This is a genomic window from Arthrobacter sp. MYb213 (genome assembly GCF_002979915.1).
In the GTDB taxonomy this organism is placed as follows: domain Bacteria; phylum Actinomycetota; class Actinomycetes; order Actinomycetales; family Micrococcaceae; genus Glutamicibacter.
The window spans coordinates 131748-150895 of record NZ_PCQA01000006.1 but is presented as its reverse complement, the minus strand read 5'-3'; the positions used below and the strand labels follow the sequence as shown (position 1 = coordinate 150895).

At 55.2% G+C, this 19148-nt stretch carries 16 protein-coding genes; 5 read left to right on the top strand and 11 right to left on the bottom strand.

The features are described 5' to 3' along the window. Nucleotides 1–91: 91 nt before the first annotated feature. From CQ011_RS14525 to CQ011_RS14505, 5 genes are all read right to left on the bottom strand, one after another. Entirely contained in the window at nt 92–2044 is a 1953-nt protein-coding gene (locus tag CQ011_RS14525; protein ID WP_105678424.1) for a S8 family serine peptidase, read from the bottom strand. Between the two features lie 665 nt (nt 2045–2709). Continuing rightward, nucleotides 2710–4014: an MFS transporter gene (locus tag CQ011_RS14520; protein ID WP_105678423.1), complete on the bottom strand. Its 1305-nt coding sequence runs from the start codon at nt 4012–4014 to the stop codon at nt 2710–2712. A 461-nt stretch (nt 4015–4475) separates the two neighbouring features. Then, entirely contained in the window at nt 4476–4631 is a 156-nt protein-coding gene (locus CQ011_RS17880) for a hypothetical protein (RefSeq protein WP_181148134.1), read from the bottom strand. 265 nt (nt 4632–4896) lie between these two features. After that, a complete protein-coding gene (locus tag CQ011_RS14510; protein WP_105678421.1) occupies nt 4897–5871 on the bottom strand; it encodes an NAD(P)-dependent oxidoreductase in 975 nt (324 codons plus the stop codon). Continuing rightward, entirely contained in the window at nt 5871–7196 is a 1326-nt protein-coding gene (locus CQ011_RS14505) for an enolase C-terminal domain-like protein (RefSeq protein ID WP_105678420.1), read from the bottom strand. The genes CQ011_RS14510 and CQ011_RS14505 overlap by 1 nt, the downstream gene beginning before the upstream one ends. 102 nt (nt 7197–7298) lie before the next feature. Here CQ011_RS14505 and CQ011_RS14500 point away from each other — a divergent pair, with 102 nt between their 5' ends. Next, the gene (locus CQ011_RS14500; RefSeq protein WP_105678419.1) at nt 7299–8249 is read left to right on the top strand and encodes a LysR family transcriptional regulator; all 951 of its coding nucleotides are present in this window, start codon (nt 7299–7301) and stop codon (nt 8247–8249) included. Nucleotides 8250–8533: 284 nt separating this feature from the next. Here CQ011_RS14500 and CQ011_RS14490 read toward each other — a convergent pair whose 3' ends face one another. The 5 genes from CQ011_RS14490 to CQ011_RS14470 all read right to left on the bottom strand — a co-directional run bounded on the left by CQ011_RS14490 (nt 8534) and on the right by CQ011_RS14470 (nt 14577). After that, nucleotides 8534–9475 carry an AEC family transporter gene (locus CQ011_RS14490; protein ID WP_105678418.1) on the bottom strand — a complete coding sequence of 314 codons (942 nt, stop codon included), beginning with the start codon at nt 9473–9475 and terminating at the stop codon, nt 8534–8536. 124 nt (nt 9476–9599) lie between these two features. Then, a complete protein-coding gene (locus CQ011_RS14485) occupies nt 9600–10928 on the bottom strand; it encodes an enolase C-terminal domain-like protein (protein WP_105678417.1) in 1329 nt (442 codons plus the stop codon). A 3-nt stretch (nt 10929–10931) separates the two neighbouring features. Beyond that, nucleotides 10932–12533 (bottom strand): aldehyde dehydrogenase (NADP(+)), encoded by a 1602-nt coding sequence (locus tag CQ011_RS14480; protein WP_105678416.1) that lies wholly within the window; start codon nt 12531–12533, stop codon nt 10932–10934. 51 nt (nt 12534–12584) lie between these two features. Then, the gene (gene kdgD / locus CQ011_RS14475; RefSeq protein ID WP_105678415.1) at nt 12585–13523 is read right to left on the bottom strand and encodes a 5-dehydro-4-deoxyglucarate dehydratase; all 939 of its coding nucleotides are present in this window, start codon (nt 13521–13523) and stop codon (nt 12585–12587) included. A gap of 166 nt (nt 13524–13689) precedes the next feature. Next, complete coding sequence (locus CQ011_RS14470) at nt 13690–14577, bottom strand: LysR family transcriptional regulator (protein WP_105678414.1); 888 nt, start codon at nt 14575–14577, stop codon at nt 13690–13692. 152 nt (nt 14578–14729) lie between these two features. Here CQ011_RS14470 and CQ011_RS14465 point away from each other — a divergent pair, with 152 nt between their 5' ends. From CQ011_RS14465 to CQ011_RS14450, 4 genes are read left to right on the top strand one after another with little or no spacing between them, the layout of a single operon-like run. Continuing rightward, nucleotides 14730–15734, top strand: a complete 1005-nt coding sequence (locus tag CQ011_RS14465; protein ID WP_105678413.1) for a tripartite tricarboxylate transporter substrate binding protein — start codon at nt 14730–14732, stop codon at nt 15732–15734. 51 nt (nt 15735–15785) lie between these two features. Then, the gene (locus CQ011_RS14460) at nt 15786–16358 is read left to right on the top strand and encodes a tripartite tricarboxylate transporter TctB family protein (RefSeq protein ID WP_286161216.1); all 573 of its coding nucleotides are present in this window, start codon (nt 15786–15788) and stop codon (nt 16356–16358) included. Nucleotides 16359–16381: 23 nt separating this feature from the next. Beyond that, a complete protein-coding gene (locus CQ011_RS14455; protein WP_105678412.1) occupies nt 16382–17917 on the top strand; it encodes a tripartite tricarboxylate transporter permease in 1536 nt (511 codons plus the stop codon). Continuing rightward, nucleotides 17914–18306 carry a universal stress protein gene (locus tag CQ011_RS14450; protein ID WP_105678411.1) on the top strand — a complete coding sequence of 131 codons (393 nt, stop codon included), beginning with the start codon at nt 17914–17916 and terminating at the stop codon, nt 18304–18306. The genes CQ011_RS14455 and CQ011_RS14450 overlap by 4 nt, the downstream gene beginning before the upstream one ends. Before the next feature lie 133 nt (nt 18307–18439). Here CQ011_RS14450 and CQ011_RS14445 read toward each other — a convergent pair whose 3' ends face one another. Then, nucleotides 18440–19135 (bottom strand): FadR/GntR family transcriptional regulator, encoded by a 696-nt coding sequence (locus CQ011_RS14445; protein ID WP_286161215.1) that lies wholly within the window; start codon nt 19133–19135, stop codon nt 18440–18442. Nucleotides 19136–19148: the final 13 nt, after the last annotated feature.

Here is a 19148-nt window from a genome sequence, read left to right as displayed (position 1 = left end):
GTCATGTTGCGATAGCTTAGACCCACGACTTCTTATGAAGCTGGAACTAGGAATCTGGGTTCCATCTCCAATGCCACGCGGCGATTAGTGCCTAGCTAGCGCTTACCGATGCGTCATCGATGCGGAACACCGTAGCCTTGGCTGAATCTTCGACCCCCTTGAAGCGCAGGGTGACAGTCTTGCCGCGGAAGTTATTCAGATTAATGCTGCGTTCATTGTATGAAGATCCTGCATCCAAATTCGACCAGCTACCCACGTTGTAGGTGCCATATCCATCAAGTACCTGCACGGTCAACTTGTCGTAGGCATAAGAAGACGTGGTCTCATTGGTCAGCACCCGCAGATAAAACTTTAGCTGCGCGCTGGTAGCCGAGGACGGGATGGTGACCTTCTGGTCCAGGGTGTAAGTATTGGAACTGCCCCAACCGTTTAGGCCGGCCAGTCCGTTGCCGGTGCGAGCTGCAGAACCGGTTTCGAAGGTGTCGGCCCGGTTGGCGGTCCAACCACTTGATCCATCTTCAAACCCCGAGTTCTTCAGAAGATTTTCACCGGGTTCTGGCTGAGGGTCTGGCTCTGGATCGGGGGTGCTCCCACCGAGTGCAGTCATGATCTTCGTTGCATCAACTAGCCCGGTGCCGCAACCAATGCTGCAGCCTGCCGGCATTGCGCGGGTTCCGTTTTTCAGCGCCGATTCAACCTGTGCAGGGGTCAGCGAGGGGGACTTCGATTTCATCAGTGCCACCATGCCGGCTACGTGTGGTGTAGCCATAGAGGTGCCCTGATAAAAAGCGTAACCTTCACTGGATGGGGTGGTAGAACCGGTATTGATGGTGGACAGTACTCCCTGGCCGGCGTATCGGGTGTCGCCACCTGGCGCCGTGACATCAATGGCTGAACCGTAGTTGGTATAGAAGGACGGGCCACCCGAAGGATTGCTCGCTGCCACTACGACAACATTGGAGCAGTTGGCGGGGCGAACATTTGAGGCGTTCTGACTTTCATTTCCTGCCGCCACGATGACCGAGGTGCCACGTGAAACCGCGGTATCGATGGCTGCTTGATAAGTGCTTCCGCAGGCTCCACCGCCACCTAGTGACATATTGATGGTGTCAGCGGGATTTGAATTAGTTGGTACCCCAGGAACGTAGCCACCGGAGGCCCAAATGATCGCGTCAGAGATGTCAGAAAGGCTACCGCCGCATTTAGCGAGCACACGGACAGGCTGGATCTTTGCATCTGGTGCTACGCCAGCAACGCCCTTACCGTTGTCGGTGACGGCCGCTACGGTACCGGCCACGTGCGTGCCGTGCCATGAAGAACTTCCTGAACTGCTACCGCCGCATTCACCAGCGGCGTACCAGTCGCCCTGATCCTGTGCATTGGAATCTCGGCCATTGCCGTCTCGTGCAGAGCTTGCGTCGGAGACGAAGTCATAGCCGGGTAGAACATTTGCATTCAGGTCTGAATGTGAGGTGATTCCGGTATCGAGGACAGCGACGACGCTTCCATTTCCGGTAGCGGTGTCCCAAGCGGAGGGTAGCCGCATGCCGTTGGTTCCGCTGTAGTGCCACTGCTCGGAATACCGGGTGTCATTTGGACTCATTGAAATTTTCATCATGGCATCGGGTTCGATTGCCTCGATGAGACCGGACTTTGCCATGTCGGTCATGAACTGCTTGGCGTCTTTGCCTTTGAGTTCTTTGTTGGCTTTCACTACAAAACTTCCGGTCGCCATGGCGCGAAGTTCTTTAACAGAAACTCCTGCTTCCTTGGCAGCCTTGCCCCAGGCCTTGGCTCGTCCTGGCTTGCCGTCGTTCTGCGCCGAAGCCTTGTAAGTGACGATGAACTGGTCGTAGGCCTCGCCGTCTACGGGTGGACCGATCTTGACGGTTGCCTCGTTATCTGGTGAGGGAGTGGACTTTTCGGTGGGAACTTTGATCGGTTGAGCAGAAGCAGGTAAGGCGCCGGCGCCAAGTCCTGCGAAACCGATGGCCACTGCCGCGGATAGCGCCAAGGTTCGTCTGAGAGGGGAAAAACGTGCCATGAATGTTCTCCTTGATTGATTTTGAGCGCACTGAAGTCGGTGATCAGTCGAGGTGATGTGTGCCGATATGGAGCGTAACCTGTTCGTTATCTTGAAGGAAGTGCTTATCAAATAAATCTTTTATAATATTCTGCGGAAGAAACTCCGACTTCATAATTTTAGGAACTTCAATCGTGGGAGCACCGCGGTGTAGTTGGAAATTATCTTCAGCGCGCAGAAAATGTACCTAGGAATATTTCATAATTCCGCTGACTAAGGCAAACGTGTAACTAAATTGAAAACTGAGTACGTAGATCTGATGTCTCATTCCATTCGAGCGTCGAACGCGGAGTCCGAAAAGTCACGTGAAACTACATGAGGCAATATATTTCTTGCGTATTCTAATCATTTGATTAAGGTTTTCGCGGGCCTTCTTGTGAGGGTCTGGTCGCTGCTCGTGCGACTAAGACGTCGTAGCCGGCTCAGCGTTTTCGGGCCGAGCCACTTAGTGGCATTGAGGTGCGAAGGCGTAGCGCCCGGATGTTCAAGACCAGCGAATTGAGGATGAAATCCGATCGATGGTACGAGAAGTTGGTGACGTGTCGTAGTCGGTTGTCATCTTAAACAGAAAAGGCGGGCACCCTCTGAAAGAAGGTGCCCGCCCGCGGTCTAAAGCGGATGTCTTGTTACTTCACGGCTTGCGGCGCGGAATCCACTACTGGTTTTACCCGGAAGGTGATGACGCCAAAGAGTACCGCCGCGACTACAGCGCCGAGTGCGAATACGAGGAAGTTTGAATTGACGCCTAGACCGGAGGCTAGTAGTAAGCCACCAACCTGAGGTGCCGCTACTGCGCCAATACGTCCCATACCCATGGCCCAGCCAAGGGCGGTCCCTCGCAGATGTTCCGGATAGTGGTTGGCGACCGCTGCGATAAGCAATGCGGCGGTGCCGTGAGTTCCTACACCGGCAAGGATCAGCATGGCATAGACGACAGCAACTGGTGGAGTGGTCATGATGACGGCCAAGGCTATACCGGCAACGAGAGCGGCCAAGGCGGAGGATGGCGCCGCGCCGAAGCGATCTCCGGCCCATGCGGTAATTACCGAACCTGCCACTGCACCGAGGTTCAGCGCCAGCGCAAATGTTAGTGCAGAGCCTAAATCGTACCCGGCTTGTTCCATCAGGCTCGGTAGCCAAGTACCCAGCCCGTACCAAGCAAAGAGGATAGCTACTGAGGCGGTAGCGAAGAGAACTGAAGCGCGTAGATAGGGGGCACGCAGGATCTGCCCAAATCCAGAACCGCGACGGGCGCCTGGTCCGCTGCGGTGCTCAAAGGAAAGAGTTTCTGGAAGATAGCGAAAGCCCATAGGAACAACGACAATCAACGCAATGATTGCCAGTAAGAACATCATTTCCCAGCCGAAGGCGGGGATCACCCAAATGCCCGTGACTGCGGCGATGGAGCCACCAATTGGTACGCCCGACATCATCAAGGTAGCCATGGTGGAGCGCCAGCGGTCAGGGACCAGCTCGGCGACCATCGCGTTCGCGGACGGAACTAGACCGCCCAAACCGATACCAGACAACAGGCGTAGCAGCCCAAAGACCACCGGGTTTGGCGCAAAGGCGCACAGGATGGTCAGTGTGGAGAAAATAATGGCACAGGCCAAAATGGTGCGGCGCCGACCCAGCGCGTCGGCGAGCCTACCGGCGCCAAGGCCGCCAATCATCATGCCTACGAATGCCAGAGAACCGATGGTTCCCATGGTTGTTGGAGTGAGTCCCCAATCGTCCATGGCAAGCAACGAAGACTGAACCGTTCCGTAGACAATCAGGTCATACCCATCAAAGACCACCAGTAGCCAACAGGTCAGAATCGCCAAAACAGCTTTGCGCTGTGACAGCTTCTTTGAACCGGTTGGCCGGCCGGAATTCGCATGATTCTGGCTGGTCACACTGGAAGTGATACTAGGGATGGGTGAAGTCATAGGTTCAAGTGTTCCCTGTCTCACACCTGCAAGCTCGAAGATTCTGCTGTGCAGAATTATTGACCGATCGTTTGGTTATCAAGGATTTGCGAGCAACCTGACATTCCACCGGGCATCGTCCGGCAAGGCGCCGCTTTTTTCCCGATCCGGTGCAGCTCCGGCGCTTAGGACGAGTCATTGCCGGATAACACAGGACATTGGGTGCGCCAGGTTCCGGCAGATCAGTGGTACCTAACAGGGATGAGCACGGTCCGTGGGGCAGAAGACGGGATTCCTGGGGACACCGCCAGGACGGCAGGCCAACTCGACAAGTTGTGCCGTGGGCGCGTGGTCTTCTTCCCCCTGTTTGCCAGGTGTTCAGGTTCGCTCAGCAGTTTGGATGCACTGTTCAGCACGTCAAGGTTAATCAGTTGGGGAAGGCTGGCTTTGGGTGAGGGGATCGGCTGAGTTCAGGAGAACTTTTAGCTCAAGGCCTTCCCCAGTACCTTGTCTAAGTTGTAGATCTTGACTTCGCGTTGAACGTGCCGTTCGCCCTCCCTCCAAACTCTTAACTCAGAGTTAATGGTTGCCTCGGGCATTTCGCCGTCATCGAAGAACTGCTTGATATTCTGTGCCACGGCGGAAGCGAGGTATCGCAAAGACCCTCGACCTCTGCCGGCTGAACTTTGGTACGTCGCGTCTCGAAATGCACTGGAACTGCGGCACCGTCTTCAATCGCGCGGGCGAGGTACCCAATGTTGAACAGGTTGATTTGCTCATCGTGACGACGATGGACGGTTGAAGCTCGATTGAAGATTCCTGTCAGAAGTGTCATGAGAGTGTGGGTCGGAGCCCCTGATCGAGTCCATCGCCCTCTCGGTGAGTCCGCCAAGGTTCTTGGACCTAGCCCACTGTGTTACTCAATGGACGCTGGTCGGCGAACGAATTGATGTTGTTGGTAATTTCTCTGACACGCATTTCGAAGGTTTGGGCTGCATGTCCTGAATAATGAGGCGTGCAGATGACGTTCGGCAGGCTCGCAAAGTCTTGGACATCTGTAGGTGCCTGTGTTCCTTGAGGTGCGTCCCACCAAACGTCTAGGGCGGCCCCGCCAATAGTTCCGTTGCTCAAGGCCAGATGCAGAGCTTCTCGGTCAACGATTGCACCGCGCGAGACATTTATTAGCAGCGCATCATTACGCATCTGAGTCAGTTCCTTGGACCCAATAAGTCCGCGAGTTTCGTTCGTTAGCGGTAATCCGAGAACCACCACATCAGAGACCTCGAGGAGCTCTGGTAATGAATTCATGTCTCTAACCCACGTCATCCGTGGATTTGGAGGGTTGCAAGTAGGCATGGTGCGACGCACGGCAACTGCATTGGCGCCCAATGCGGAGGTAAATTCCAGCGTTTGCTCACCAATAGCTCCCAACCCAATAAAGCCAATCGTGAGGTCCGCGAAGGTGTGGTGCATAGGGACCGCAGAGTCTGTGGAAACTGTTCGCCAGAGACCATCACGTAGTTCTTCGGTGACTTTGAACAGACGACGTTGATGAGCCATGATCACCATCAGGATATGTTCGGCGATTGATCGTTCATGGTGCGCCGTGCGAGCTATGGCAGTTGAGCCCGGCAACTGAGCTAAGGCAAGACGGTCGGTACCCGAACCGGTCACGTGGACCAGTCCTGCCGAGCAAATTTTGGCATCCTCGGCGCTGAGCTTCGCGCAGACAAGCACCTCCGCCTCGAATATGGCCTGTGACTGTTCGGCAGAAGAAAGGTGCGCGACGAACTGCCAATCGTGTTCATGCCCGAGATTTTTGAACAACGAAGCAAACCGCGAAACGATCGGGTCGGTGACCACCACTCGAAGCGGCATTACCACCGGGGGCTCTTGAGCTCAAAGGATGGGTCGATGCTCTTCATATAGCTCGTGTCATCACGCTGGGTGATTCCACAATCCAAATATTGCTGATGCATGCGTGCCAGCGCATCCTCGTCAAGTTCCACTCCCAAGCCCGGTGCTGTAGGCACCTTGACCGAACCTTCTGAGATCTCCAAAACTCCGGGAACAATGACATCATCTTCGGGACGTTTCCACGGCCAGTGGGTGTCACAGGCGTAATCGATATTTTTAGTCGCTGCGGCGAGCTGAATCATTGCAGCGAAGCTGATCCCCAGATGAGAATTAGAATGCATAGATAGGCGCAGACCAAAGGTGTCGGCAATTCCTGACAAGAGCCGAGATCTATTGAGCCCGCCCCAGAAATGATGATCAGATAACACCACATCGATGGCTTCTGCCACAATCGCTGACGGTAAATCGGTAAAGGACACAACGCACATATTCGTGGCAATGGGCAGCGTGATAGCGTGCCGAACTTTCGCGTTGTCGGCAATCGAGAGGCAGGGGTCCTCTAAATATTCGAGTACCGAGCCCAGCTGGTGCCCTACCCGAATCGCAGTTTCCACGGTCCACACGCCATTGGGGTCGATTCGCAGCGGGATTTGGGGAAATTCTTTGCGCAGGGCGAAGATTGCTTCGGCTTCCTGTTCGGGTGGGAAAACTCCGCCCTTAAGTTTGAGCGCCCTAAAGCCATAGTCTCGGATCATCTTGCGAGCTTGGGCAACGATTCCGGCTGGGTCCAGCGCTTCACCCCAAAAATCGGTGGACTGCCCGGGATGACCGGCCCACTTGTAAAAGAGGTATCCGCTGAAATCAATTTGCTTGCGAACCGCGCCGCCTAGTAGAGCACTGACCGGCAATCCAAGAATTTTTCCTTGAATATCTAGACAGGCGACATCGAAGGCCGAAAGTACCCGGTCATCGAGAGAAGTGGTGGTCACCATTCCGCCGGTTCCATGACCCCCAATACCTCGGTCATCCATCAACGATTGTGAGACCAAGGCAGAGATTTGGTTGGTGTTAAATACATCTGCGCCGATGAGGAGCTCGGCGGCTCGACGAAGTCGAATTACATGGGCTTGATCGCCGTACGTTTCCCCCAACCCATATGTTCCATCCTCGGTACGCATCACCAAGATGGCGCGAAGCGCAAATGGTTCGTGGACCCCCACTGAGTTCAGTAGGGGAGGGTCGGCGAATGCCACCGGCGTGATCTCAATATCGGTGATTCGCACAGGGCCTCGGGTGGTTCCAACCGGTCCAGATGAGATGCTGTTGAGCGAGGAAGAATGCGACATTTTTGTACTCCCGTTTTCATTGCCGTTTAGACTCAGACTAAGTGTGTGGATCGATACCTGTCCAAGCTAAATAATGCAATCAACGATTCAAGGAGTGTATTGATGTTCTCTCTGATTCAGCTAGAGTCATTCGTCGCCGTCGCAGAAGAGCTGCACTTCGGTGCAGCCGCCGAACGGCTGAACATGACCCAACCTCCGCTGAGTCGGCAAATTCAATTGCTTGAGCGTGAGCTCCAAGCTAAGTTGTTCATTCGCACCTCGCGCAATGTCGCGCTCACCGCAGCTGGCGAAGTGCTTCTGCCCAATGCGCGACGAATCCTTGATATGAGCCGGAAAACCAGCCTCGAGGTATCACGCGTATCAACCGGTGAATCCGGCACTGTCGTGGTCGGTTATACCTCGGTGGCAGGACAGTCGGTGCTACCCGAATTCCTGGCACGGGCAGCCCAAAAGCTCCCCGAATTGACCATGGTGTTACGCGAAGCGGTATCGGTGGATCAGCTTGACGCCCTGAGCAAAGGAACGATTGATATCGGGCTCTTACGCCCGGTGGTACATCGGTCGGGTATAACAACCTGCCTAATCAGGAAAGACCGTCTAGTGGTGGCTCTGCCCGAAGGTCATCACCTCGTGACCGGTAAGGGGGTACTGATTAAAGAGTTGGTTGGGCTTCCCTTGATGATGTATTCCACGAGTGAGGCACGATACTTCTATGATCTGGTTCTGCGGCTCTTTGATTCGGTCAGTGCCAAACCTACAATTTCACAGGTAGCCAGTCAGATTCCTGCGTTGATGGCCTTGGTTGGAGTAGGTCTGGGGGTCTCACTCGTTCCGGCTAGCGCCATGAATTTTGCCCCGAACAACGTCGTATTTGAAGAACTTATCGGACCTGATGGGTTGGCAGATCTAAATCATTCTGACATATTTCTTGCGTGGGACGAATCCTCATCTAACCCAGCTGTGAAACGTCTAAAAGACGTTTTCTTGGATTCATTGGTAAGTGTTGAAGGTGCTGTGATTTCGCACAACGAAGATCAGCGGCCGAGTCAATAACGCCCTGAAATTGTCAGCAGCGGTCTTCCACTCGTGTCTGAATGCACTCTGCAGCAACAGATAGCCAGCCATAACAATGAGGTCCTGATTTTCGACAAAACGCACCGATCTGCGCCCCACCAAGCAGTCGTTGCCCGGCCAATACGATTCGTTGAAGTTGCTCATGAAAGACGGCGTTCATCAGCTAAGGCAATATTCCTTAACAGCAGCGGATGATGGTGACCATCGTCAATTTTCCGTCAAGAGAGTGCAAGACATCCATTTCTGCGTGATCTCAGACCGAATTATCCAAGTAGGAACGTCGCGAGCAACACGACTGGAATGGTCAAGAGGGTACTGGTAAGGATGACTTCTCTAGGGATGGCAAGGTTGAGCTTGAACTGCTGGGAAAAGAGCAAAACGTTTTGTGCGGTGGGAAGGGCGGCCATGATGACCACCCCGAGCAGCACCACGCCGTCCAGCCCGAAAATCAGATGCGCTACAACCCACGCGAGTATGGGCATGAACAGCACCTTGAAGAAGGCGGCAAGGTAGATTTCGGGTCTCAACGACTTGTCGGATAGCGGACGTTGGCCGTAAAGAGCCATGCCGAAAGCCATGAGGAGCAACGGAATAGAAGCATCTCCCAACATCTGAATGGGGGAGTGCAGCACTTCGGGAAGTTTCCATCCAAAGAAGGAGAATACCGCCCCGATGAATGTGGCAATGGTGACCGGGTTGGCGATGGATTTGAGAATGGTTATTCCCAGATGCTGGGTGCCCTGGGACTCACGGTTCTTGCGTGAAGTCAGGGCAAAGATGCAAAGATAAACCGGCGCAATGATTAATAGTTGCGCAATGAGCACCGAGACAACCGGGCTGGTGCTGCCCACAGCGTAAAGCGCTAAGGGAACGCCGATATTTCCCGCGTTCACGTAGCTGGTGGACATTGCAGCTGCCGGCAAACGACTGCTGGGAGTCTTGAATATTACCTTGGCCAACAGTGCGTACAATCCGCCGGTCAACACCGCGGTGATCAGCGCTATGGGTGCAAAGACCCCGATGACCGCACGCAGGTCCGTGTCCGAAAGTAAGACAAACATCAGGGCGGGGTTGGTGATGTAGAAGATCAGGGGAGTTAGCCCCTTGGCGATAACGTCGCGTTTACGCGGGAGGAATACCGAGACGGCCAGACCGAGCCCAATCAAGATAAGAACTACGGTGAACCCTTGCAATACTTCCTGCATATTACTTTCCTGACCAAGTTATTGTCGCTGCCGCACAAAATGGAACACGGCCAAAGACGGTGGGACAAACCCCGAGGTTTATCCCACCGTCTTTGAACTCATCATTGCTGAATGCTGGAACCTATTAGCGCACCAGACATGGACGCTTTGAATCGAAGCTCCATTCTGGGATCAGGTACTGCATGGATACCGCATCATCACGTGAACCCAAACCATGCTCGAGGTAAAGCTCGTGAGCCTGCTGCACACCATCCATATCCAGGGTGACGCCCAATCCGGAACGTTGCGGAACCTTGATTTCTCCATCACGAATCAATAGCGGTTCCTCGGTCAGTCCTTGGCCATCCTGCCAGATCCAGTGCGTATCCAAAGCGGTGATCTCTCCTGGTGCTGCCGCGCCCACCTGAGTGAACATTGCCAGCGACACATCGAAGTGGTTGTTGGAGTGCGAGCCCCAAGTCAGGCCGAACTCGTTGCACAACTGAGCCACACGCACCGAGCCTGACATGGTCCAGAAATGCGGGTCAGCCAGTGGGATATCCACCGCATTGGTGCGGACCGCATGCGCCATTTCCTGCCAGTCGGTGGCGATCATATTGGTAGCGGTTTGCAGGCCAGTAGCACGGCGGAATTCGCTCATGATCTCGCGGCCAGAGAAGCGACCTTCGGGACCGCAAGGATCCTCTGCGTAAGCGACGATCCCCTTCATGCGCTCTCCCAAACGAATAGCGTCCTTCAACAGCCAACCGCCATTGGGATCTAGGGTGATGCGAGCCTCGGGGAAACGCTGCTTCAACGCTATAACCGCATCAACTTCCGCGTCACCTTCCTGAACGCCACCCTTGAGTTTGAAGTCCTTGAATCCATAACGTGCCTGTGCAGCTTCTGCCAGACGGACTATGGCCTCAGGGGTCATAGCTTCTTCGCGGCGCACGCGTTCCCAGTCGTCCGCGCCCTGTGGCTCGCGCAGGTACGGAAGATCGGTCTGATCTGGGTTGCCCACGTAGAACAGGTAACCAAGCATTGGCACCGCATCGCGCTGCTGGCCGTCACCGAGTAGTTCGGCTACGGGTACGCCGAGGAACTGGCCGTGAAGGTCTAGTAGCGCAGATTCAAGCGCGGTAACCGCGTGGACGGTGGTGCGCAGGTCAAAGGTTTGGGCACCGCGCCCGCCGGCATCACGATCTGCGAAACGTGCAGAAATCTGACGAAGCAACGAACGATACTTGGCCACAGGAGCGCCAACGAGCAGCGCGCCGGCCTCTTCGATGGTCGAACGGATTGCTTCTCCGCCCGGTACCTCGCCGAGTCCTGTGCGGCCGTCCGAATCGGTCACGATGGTGATGTTGCGAGTAAAGAATGGACCGTGCGCTCCCGAAAGGTTCAGGAGCATTGAATCGTGACCGGCGACGGGAATGACCTGGACCGAAGAGATAGTTGGCTGATTATTCATCTATTACTCTCCAACAGTCTTCAGGGTGCCATCAATGCGACGGGTGAGGTTCCACGGGTTATCTGTGCCAATAGGCTTGGGCAGAAGTCCATCCGGGAAGTTCTGGTAAGCCACCGGACGCAGGAATCGTTCGATTGCCAGCGTACCGACCGAAGTGGTCTGAGGATCCGAGGTGGCTGGGAACGGTCCACCGTGAACCATGGCATGTCCTACCTCAACACCTGTTGGCCAGCCATTAACCAGGATGCGTCCCACCTTGGTTTCCAAGGTCGGGATGACCGCGGCGGCTGCTTCATGATCAGCATCGGTCAGCTGCAATGTGGCGGTGAGTTGGCCTTCCAGCGTGGCGAGCGCTGTCTTCAATTCTTCAGCGTTAGCGTAGCGGATGACCAGCGAAGCTGCACCGAAAATTTCATCTTGCAACACTGGGTTGCTCAGCAACTGCGCAACGTCGGATGAGTAGATGGTCGGGGCCGGAGCGTTCGGCGTGGAACCTTCAGAGCCGCGGCCCAAAAGCTGTACTCCCTCCTGGCTGCCCAAGGCTTCGACTCCCTGAGTCCAAGATTTGAAGATCGATTCGGTGAGCATGGTCTGCCCGGCAGTTGCCGGAGCCTGTCCGCTCACGGCCGCAGCAAATGCGTCACCGGCTTCGCCCGCTGGGACAAAAACCAGGCCCGGAGCAGTGCACAGTTGGCCCGAAGAACCTACCACCGACGCCAAGTAGGCCTTGGCCTGGTCCTGGGGATCCTCCTGCAATGCGCCCTCAAAGAAGATCACCGGGTTAATGGAACTCATCTCGGCATACACCGGGATAGGTTCCGGGCGAGCCGCGGCAGTAGCCATCAGTGCGGTGCCACCAGAACGGGAGCCGGTGAATCCTACTGCCTTGATAACTGGATCAGCGACCAGCGCTTGCCCAATGGATGCACCTGGACCATAAACCAAGGAGAAGACTCCAGGATGCAGATTGAATTCCGCAATCGCCTTGGTAATTGCCTGGCCCACGATTTCGCTGGTGCCGGGGTGGGCATTGTGAGCCTTGAAGACTACCGGACAGCCGGCAGCCAGCGCGGAGGCGGTGTCGCCGCCAGCGGTGGAGAACGCCAATGGGAAATTCGAAGCTCCAAAAACTGCCACCGGGCCCACAGGAATCTTCCGCTGGCGGATATCAACACGTGGAGCGGGGGTGCGTTCTGGCAACGCAGGGTCTACACGAACACCGTGCTGGTCACCCTGCCGAACCACCTTGGCAAAGAGACGCAGCTGGCCGGTGGTGCGCCCGCGCTCGCCGGTCAGGCGTGCCTCGGGCAGACCCGTCTCCGACATGGCCCGTGCAACTAGTTCGGTGCTCACCGCCTCGATGTTATCTGCAATGGCATCCAAGAAATCTGCGTGTTTTGCCGGCTCCAAGGAGCGGAAGGATTCGAATGCTTCCGCTGCCGCAGAGGTGGCAGTTTTCAGTTGCTGCTCGTCGATTAGCGAATATGCGGGTTCCAAAGGCTCATTAGTGGCCGGGTTATAACCGTGGACCGCACGCCCGGTGCCGGTAGTGCTGACGCCGGCGAGGATGGACTGTCCGGTCAAATTCTGTATTGCGGTGCTCATAAATTACTCCTGAGTCGACGAGTCGGTGTGTCGGTGAGGAACGAAGTCTGCTTAGAGGCTCGCACCGGCAGGAACGATCCCTGCCTGCTGGATCAAGGCTGAAAGATCTGCAAGATCCTTGTCAGTCAAATCCTGAAGTGGTGGGCGGACGGAGCCGGAGTCACGGCCGATAGCTTTCAAGCCACCCTTGACAATGGAAACACCATAGCCCTTCACGCGATCACGAATATCCAAGTACGGCAGGACAAAGCGGTTCAGCTTTTCGTTTACAGCGACGCGATCCTGAGCACGGACATCCTTGTAGAAGTCCAGAGCGAACTCTGGGACAAAGTTGTACATTGCGGAGGAGTAGGTGCTCATGCCCAGCTGCAACAGTGGCAATGCGAAGGTTTCCGCGGTTGGCAATCCGCCCAGGTAGAACAAGCGATCACCGTTCTTGGCGTACACCTTGGTTAGATGCTCAATGTCGCCCAGCGCATCCTTGAAACCAATGAAGTTTTCGTGGCACTCCGCTAAACGGGCAACGGTTTCGGCCGAGTAGATGGCGTTGGCGCGGTTGTAGACAATCACGCCGGTCTTCGTGGAGGCACATACCTGTGAGACGTGTTCGTACAGGCCATCCTGATCGCATTCCGTTAGGTATGGAGGGAGGAGCAGTATTCCTTCGGCACCTGCAGCTTCCGCATCCCCTGCATTCTGGATGGCTTGCTTGGTTGAGCCACCGGCCGAGGCAAGCACTGGAACTCGTGAACCGGCTTCTTCAACTGCCATGCAAACTACCTTGGCTGCTTCTTCGGCGGTTAGCGCGAAGCCTTCACCTGTTCCACCGGCTGCGAATAGTCCAGCGACATCGAAGCTTGACTGCCAGGCAAGGTGGCTGCGGTAGGCTGCCTCATCGACTTCGAGGTTCTGGTCAAAAGCGGTGACGGGGAATGAGAGCAGACCGTCTTTGAGCTTGTCGGCAAGTTCGACAGGGGTGTACTGAGCCATGGAAAAGTCCTTTTTCTTATTCAGCTAAATTATCTTCGACTGAAGGTGGGTGGAACGTGTTCGTTGATCCCAGCGTATGGATGTTTCATGATGCCTGTCCAAGCCCATATTTGTATTGTTTGATACCCTCTAGGCATCATTCAGTCGACTAGCCGGCGGAAAACGCTCAGTGGTGCAATCCACCCTTGATGATCTCCACCAGCCCACTCAGAGCAGGGTTACTCGATTCCCGGCTCCAGATCGCATGTAGTTGCACCGGATCATCGGTTATTTCCGCCAACCTCAAATAGCGCACACCGTCCACACCCAGAAGTCTGGCGCTTTCCGGAACAAAAGCGATTCCGCGTCCAGCTGCGACGAGGGCCACCATGGTGAGGATCTGGCTGACCGTGTGAAGCACGTTTTTGTGTTCAACTTCGACCCTTCGAACGACTAAATCGTAGAAGTAGCGTGCTTTGGTCGGTGAATGCATGATTAGCGGTTCGTCACGGAGATCAGCGAAAAGGATGTCCCGAGGTAATGTCGCAAGTCGGTGTTCGCTGGGCACCGCAACGAAGAGAGCTTCCGAGAATAACAGTGCCGATTCAAAGAGCTTCTCGTCAAATGGTGGACGGGCGAGGCCCATATCAAGGTCGCCGTCTAACAATGCGTCCACTTGTTCACTAGTTACCATTTCCGAAAGTTCGAGGTGAACCTTGGGCATGCGCTCGCTGATTTCTGCCAGTAACGGCCCGAGCAGGCTAAAGCCAGACGCCGCGGTAAAGCCAATGCGGATTTCACCGAGTTGTCCGGCGGCAATCCGCCGGGCATTGTCGGGGGCTCGCTCCGCGGCAACCACCAGTCTCCTGGCGTCAACGAGGAAAGCGTGGCCGGCTGCCGTGAGTGAAACCCTGCGATTGTCTCGATCTAAGAGTTCAACTCCGACCGAGCGTTCCAGCTTTTGAATCTGTCTGCTGAGTGGAGGCTGTGTCATATTTAGTCGCTCGGCTGCCCGACCGAAATGGAGTTCTTCAGCCACCGCAACAAAGCTGCGAGCTTGATCCAGAGTAAACATTCAATACCTTTCAGGCATCATTCCATGCATAGTTGACCTTGGACATGCATCATATCTGTTTCTTAGGCTGTATCCGAGGCCAAGTAAGTGATCTGGTTCACCGGATTATTTGTGCTTGGTCACGTTCACTCGCAACCATAGGAGAATCTCCCATGAAAAATCGTATGACTCGACGCGCAATGCTTTCACTCACTGCAGCGGGTGCCGCATTGGCCTTGACTGCATGTGGCGGAAATGTGGGCGGTAGCAGCGATGCATCATCTGCCGAATTTCCCAACGGTCCAGTAACTCTCACCGTAGGTCAGGCGCCAGGTGGTTCCACCGACCTGATCGCACGTGCCGCGGCCGAGGGCATGGCCGAATCACTAGGCGTTTCGATGCCGGTAGTTAATAAGCCAGGTGCCAATGGTGCACTAGCCACCCAAGAAGTTGCGGCGATGGCTCCCGACGGACAGAATCTTATTCTGCTCAACGCTTCGTTGATCACCATTACTCCGTTGGCAGTTTCGGAAGACGAAGTTGTCTCCCTCGATGATCTTGATGTTTTGATGGGCCTATCCCAAGATGACTATGTCATGGTCGCCAGCACTGAATCGGGTGTAAAGAATCTGGATGATATCAAGAACAGTGATAAGAAGTTGTCCTTCGGCACCACTGGCGTGGGAACGGGTTCGCAGCTGGCCCAGGAACTACTCATGGCACAGGCCAATATTGACGGAACCACGGTTCCTTTCGACTCCGGCTCCCCGGCGCTCACAGCCGTCATGGGTGATCAGGTTCAGGTGTCCACCGTCCAGTTGGGTGAAGCTAAGCCGCAGATTGATGCCGGGACGGTCACCCCGATTGTGGTCTTCTCCAAGGATCGCAATGAGTTCCTTCCCGACGTACCTACTGCCATTGAATCCGGCTACGAAGTTCCGGTTTCCCAGTACCGCGCAATCGCGGCCCCTAAGGGCTTGAACGATGCGGCGAAGGAAAAGCTCGTTACCTCCATCCAGGACGCGGTAGCCACCGACACCTACAAGGACTTCAACAAGCAGAACATGTTGAGCCCTCACGAAGTTTCGGGTGAAGAAGTCGTGACCGAATGGAACGAACTAGCTGCCAAATACAAGGAACTGACCGAAGAGCACAAGATCTCGCTGGCAGGTAAGTAGTTCTCAGTTACCGGCTCCCAACCCGAAAGTGAGAACCAAAGGATGAAAGTAATGGATGCGAAAAAGGTCGAGGACAAGCAGGGAAAAATGCCTGCTGCTCTCGAAGTCCCGCCAAATACTGACGAAGAAGAGACCCTCACGCCGGAGGAGCTCGCCGCCCAATGGGAGGCAGAAGCGCCGGACCCAGCAGGGCCTATAGCGAACCTGTTTTCTTCTCTGGTAGTTCTTGCCTTGAGCATCATCGGAATGGTGATCTCGATCGGGTTGGGGCTGGGCACGCCCGCAGCTCCGGCTGCTGGAATGTGGCCGTTTATCATCACGCTGATCGCGGCGGTGATGTCGGTGGTGCAGATCATCGTGGGTCGTGCAGGTGGTAAAGACGGTGAGAAATTCAGCTCCATGAGCTGGTACGCGGTCATTGGTTTCGCAACGCTGATCCTCATGGTGGTGCTGATGCCACTGGTTGGATTTGAAATCCCCTCACTACTGTTGTGTTTCGTCTGGATGCGCTGGCTGGGCGGCGAACGCTGGAGGTCCGCCACGATTTACTCGATTCTGATCGTTGGAGCCTTCTACGCAATTTTTATCGCCGCACTTGGCACCACCATTCCCCGACTGTTCTAAGTCGCACGTAAAGGTTTACTCGCATGGAATTCTTCGGACCGGTCTTAGACGGCTTCAACGTCGTACTTGACCCCACAAATCTTTTGTACTGCTTGCTAGGCGTGGTCGTCGGCATGCTCATCGGTGTACTTCCCGGCCTCGGGCCGGCAGCCACCATCGCCATCTTGTTGCCTATGACCTACGGCGTTGAGCCAGTCACCGCGATCATCATGCTGGCGGGCATCTTCTATGGCGCCCAATATGGTGGCACCATCACCTCGGTGTTGCTTCGTCTACCAGGTGAAGCCAGCAGTGTGGTGACAGTCTTTGACGGTTACGTTATGGCTAAACAAGGCCGGGCAGGCACGGCGCTGGGTATTGCAGCCATCGGCTCCTTCTTCGGTGCCACGGTCTCCATTATCGGCTTAACGTTCCTCGCACCGTTGGTTGCAAGCTTTGCGCTGGACTTCGGCCCGCCGGAATACACCGCCTTGGCGATGCTGGGTATTCTTCTTGTCGCAACGATTTCAGGCGGCACCAAAATCAAGGCAATTATCGCTGCAGCCGTGGGGCTTTTTCTGGCCACGGTTGGACGTGACGGTTTTACCGGCGCTGAACGTTTCACCTTTGGTAACCTGTCGCTGGCAGATGGAATCGACTTCGTTCCCATCGCTATGGGCCTCTTTGGCGTAGGCGAAATACTCTACAATCTGGAAGAACGCCACCGTGTGGCAACTGCCCCAATGAAGGTTTCAAATGTCTGGCCTAAGGGTAAAGACATCAAAGAAGCCTCCGGCGCTATCGGCCGAGGCTCGGTGCTCGGATTCTTCTTGGGCATTCTGCCAGGCGGCGGCGCGACCATTGCTTCTTTGGCTTCCTACGCCATGGAAAAGAAGACCGCAAAGGATCCTTCGCGCTTTGGTAAGGGTGCTATCGAAGGCGTGGCAGGTCCCGAGTCTGCTAATAACGCGGCGGCGACTAGCTCCTTCATCCCATTGCTGACCCTCGGCATCCCGGCGAACGCCACCATGGCGATCATCTTCGGTGCTCTGCTGATTCAGGGGATCACTCCTGGTCCGCAGCTGATCAGCAATGACCCGGAGCTGTTCTGGGGCGTGGTGAACTCGATGTACATTGGCAATATTCTCTTGCTGATCATGTCGATTCCGCTGATTGGTGTCTTTGTTCGAATCTTGAGGATTCGTGCGGCGATCCTCGCACCGATCACCGCGTTGATTACCATGCTTGGTGCCTACACCATCCGAAACTCGATGTTCGACGTGTTGTTGGTCGTCATCTTCGGTGCCATTGGGTACTTGATGAAGAAGTTCGGTTTTGAACCTGGACCGCTGGTGCTCGCGTTCGTGCTCGGCAGCCTGCTTGAATCAAATCTGCGACGCTCGTTGCTGGTCCTCGAAGGGGACCCGACCGGGTTCTTTACTCGGCCAATTTCAGCTACTCTGCTGGTGCTATTCGTCGTTGTTGCGGTGTGGCCAATGATCAAGAGTGTTATCGACAAGCGTAAGTCCGGCTCCCTTGCAGCCTTGGCAACGCAGGAAAAAGAAAAGGAAAACGCATGAGCATCATCGTCGGATATGTGCCCACCAACGTGGGAGAGGCGGCCGTAACCGCGGCCATCAGCGAAGCTAAAATGCGTCAAGAAGAGCTGCTGATCGTCAACTCCGCACGTGCCGGGTCACTCGTTGACAAAAATACGGCCTCGGCTGAAGACTTGGAAAGGATCTTAGGCAATGCCTCCCAGGCAGGAGTGCAGGCAAAGATTCTTGAATCGAGCTACCGAGATGATCTGGCTGAAGAGTTTCTAGGCCTCGCGGATCAGCACAACGTCTCGCTCATTGTGATTGGTTTACGCCAACGCTCCCAGGTAGGAAAATTCATCATGGGCTCACATGCTCAGCGGATCCTCCTACAAGCCCAACACCCGGTGCTTGCGGTCAAACCGGAATAGGTCTTCCTTGAGCGTAGTGGAAGTCGCGCCACTGTACTGAGCATAGAAAATAGATGGGTGCCCGTTGATTAGCGAACAGCTAATCCAAGGGGCACCCATTTATAGTTTTGCATGCTGCCTAGGACCGCAGTGTTCAGTGCTTTTCTCCGGCTTCGGATTCCAGTCTTGAGATGGAGTTGCCCAAATGTACCCGCATGGCGGCCGCCGCAGCCAGCGCATTTCCTGAGGCTACGGCCTGACGTATAGTCTCGTGTTCTGCCATCACCGAACCTAGCCGGTCGGATGCGCGGGAGATTCCGGTCTCCAAGCGTTGGCGCGGCATGGCGATCATGACAGGCCCAAAGGACTCAACAGCCTTGCTGAAATATGGATTACCGGTGGATCGCGAAAGCGCTAAATGAAATTCGTAGTCACAGCTCATGCTCTGTGATGCATTGCCCGCGGCCGCTTCGAACCCGCGCAACGCCTGATCCATGGCTAGTAAATCGTGATCCTGATGATGTGTTGCTGCGAGCGCCGCGGCCTCGGTTTCGAATCCCATGCGGTACTCCAACAGTTGGCGCCGCTGCGCTAAAGTCCGTGGAATTATGCTATTTGATTCGGAATCTTGTGCGGGTGGAGTGAGTGCAAAACTTCCGGCACCTCGACGAGTATGAACAAGTCCTTCGGCTTGAAGCCGCGTGATGGCTTCACGTACCACGGTGCGAGATACCCCGTGCTGCTCAATCAAGGAATTTTCGCTAGGAAGCTTTTCGCCAGCCGCGATGTCACCGCTACCGATTCGTTCACGAAGGTGCTCAACCAAGGAGGTAGTCAGGTTAGGTTTCACGCTGTGCATCCTT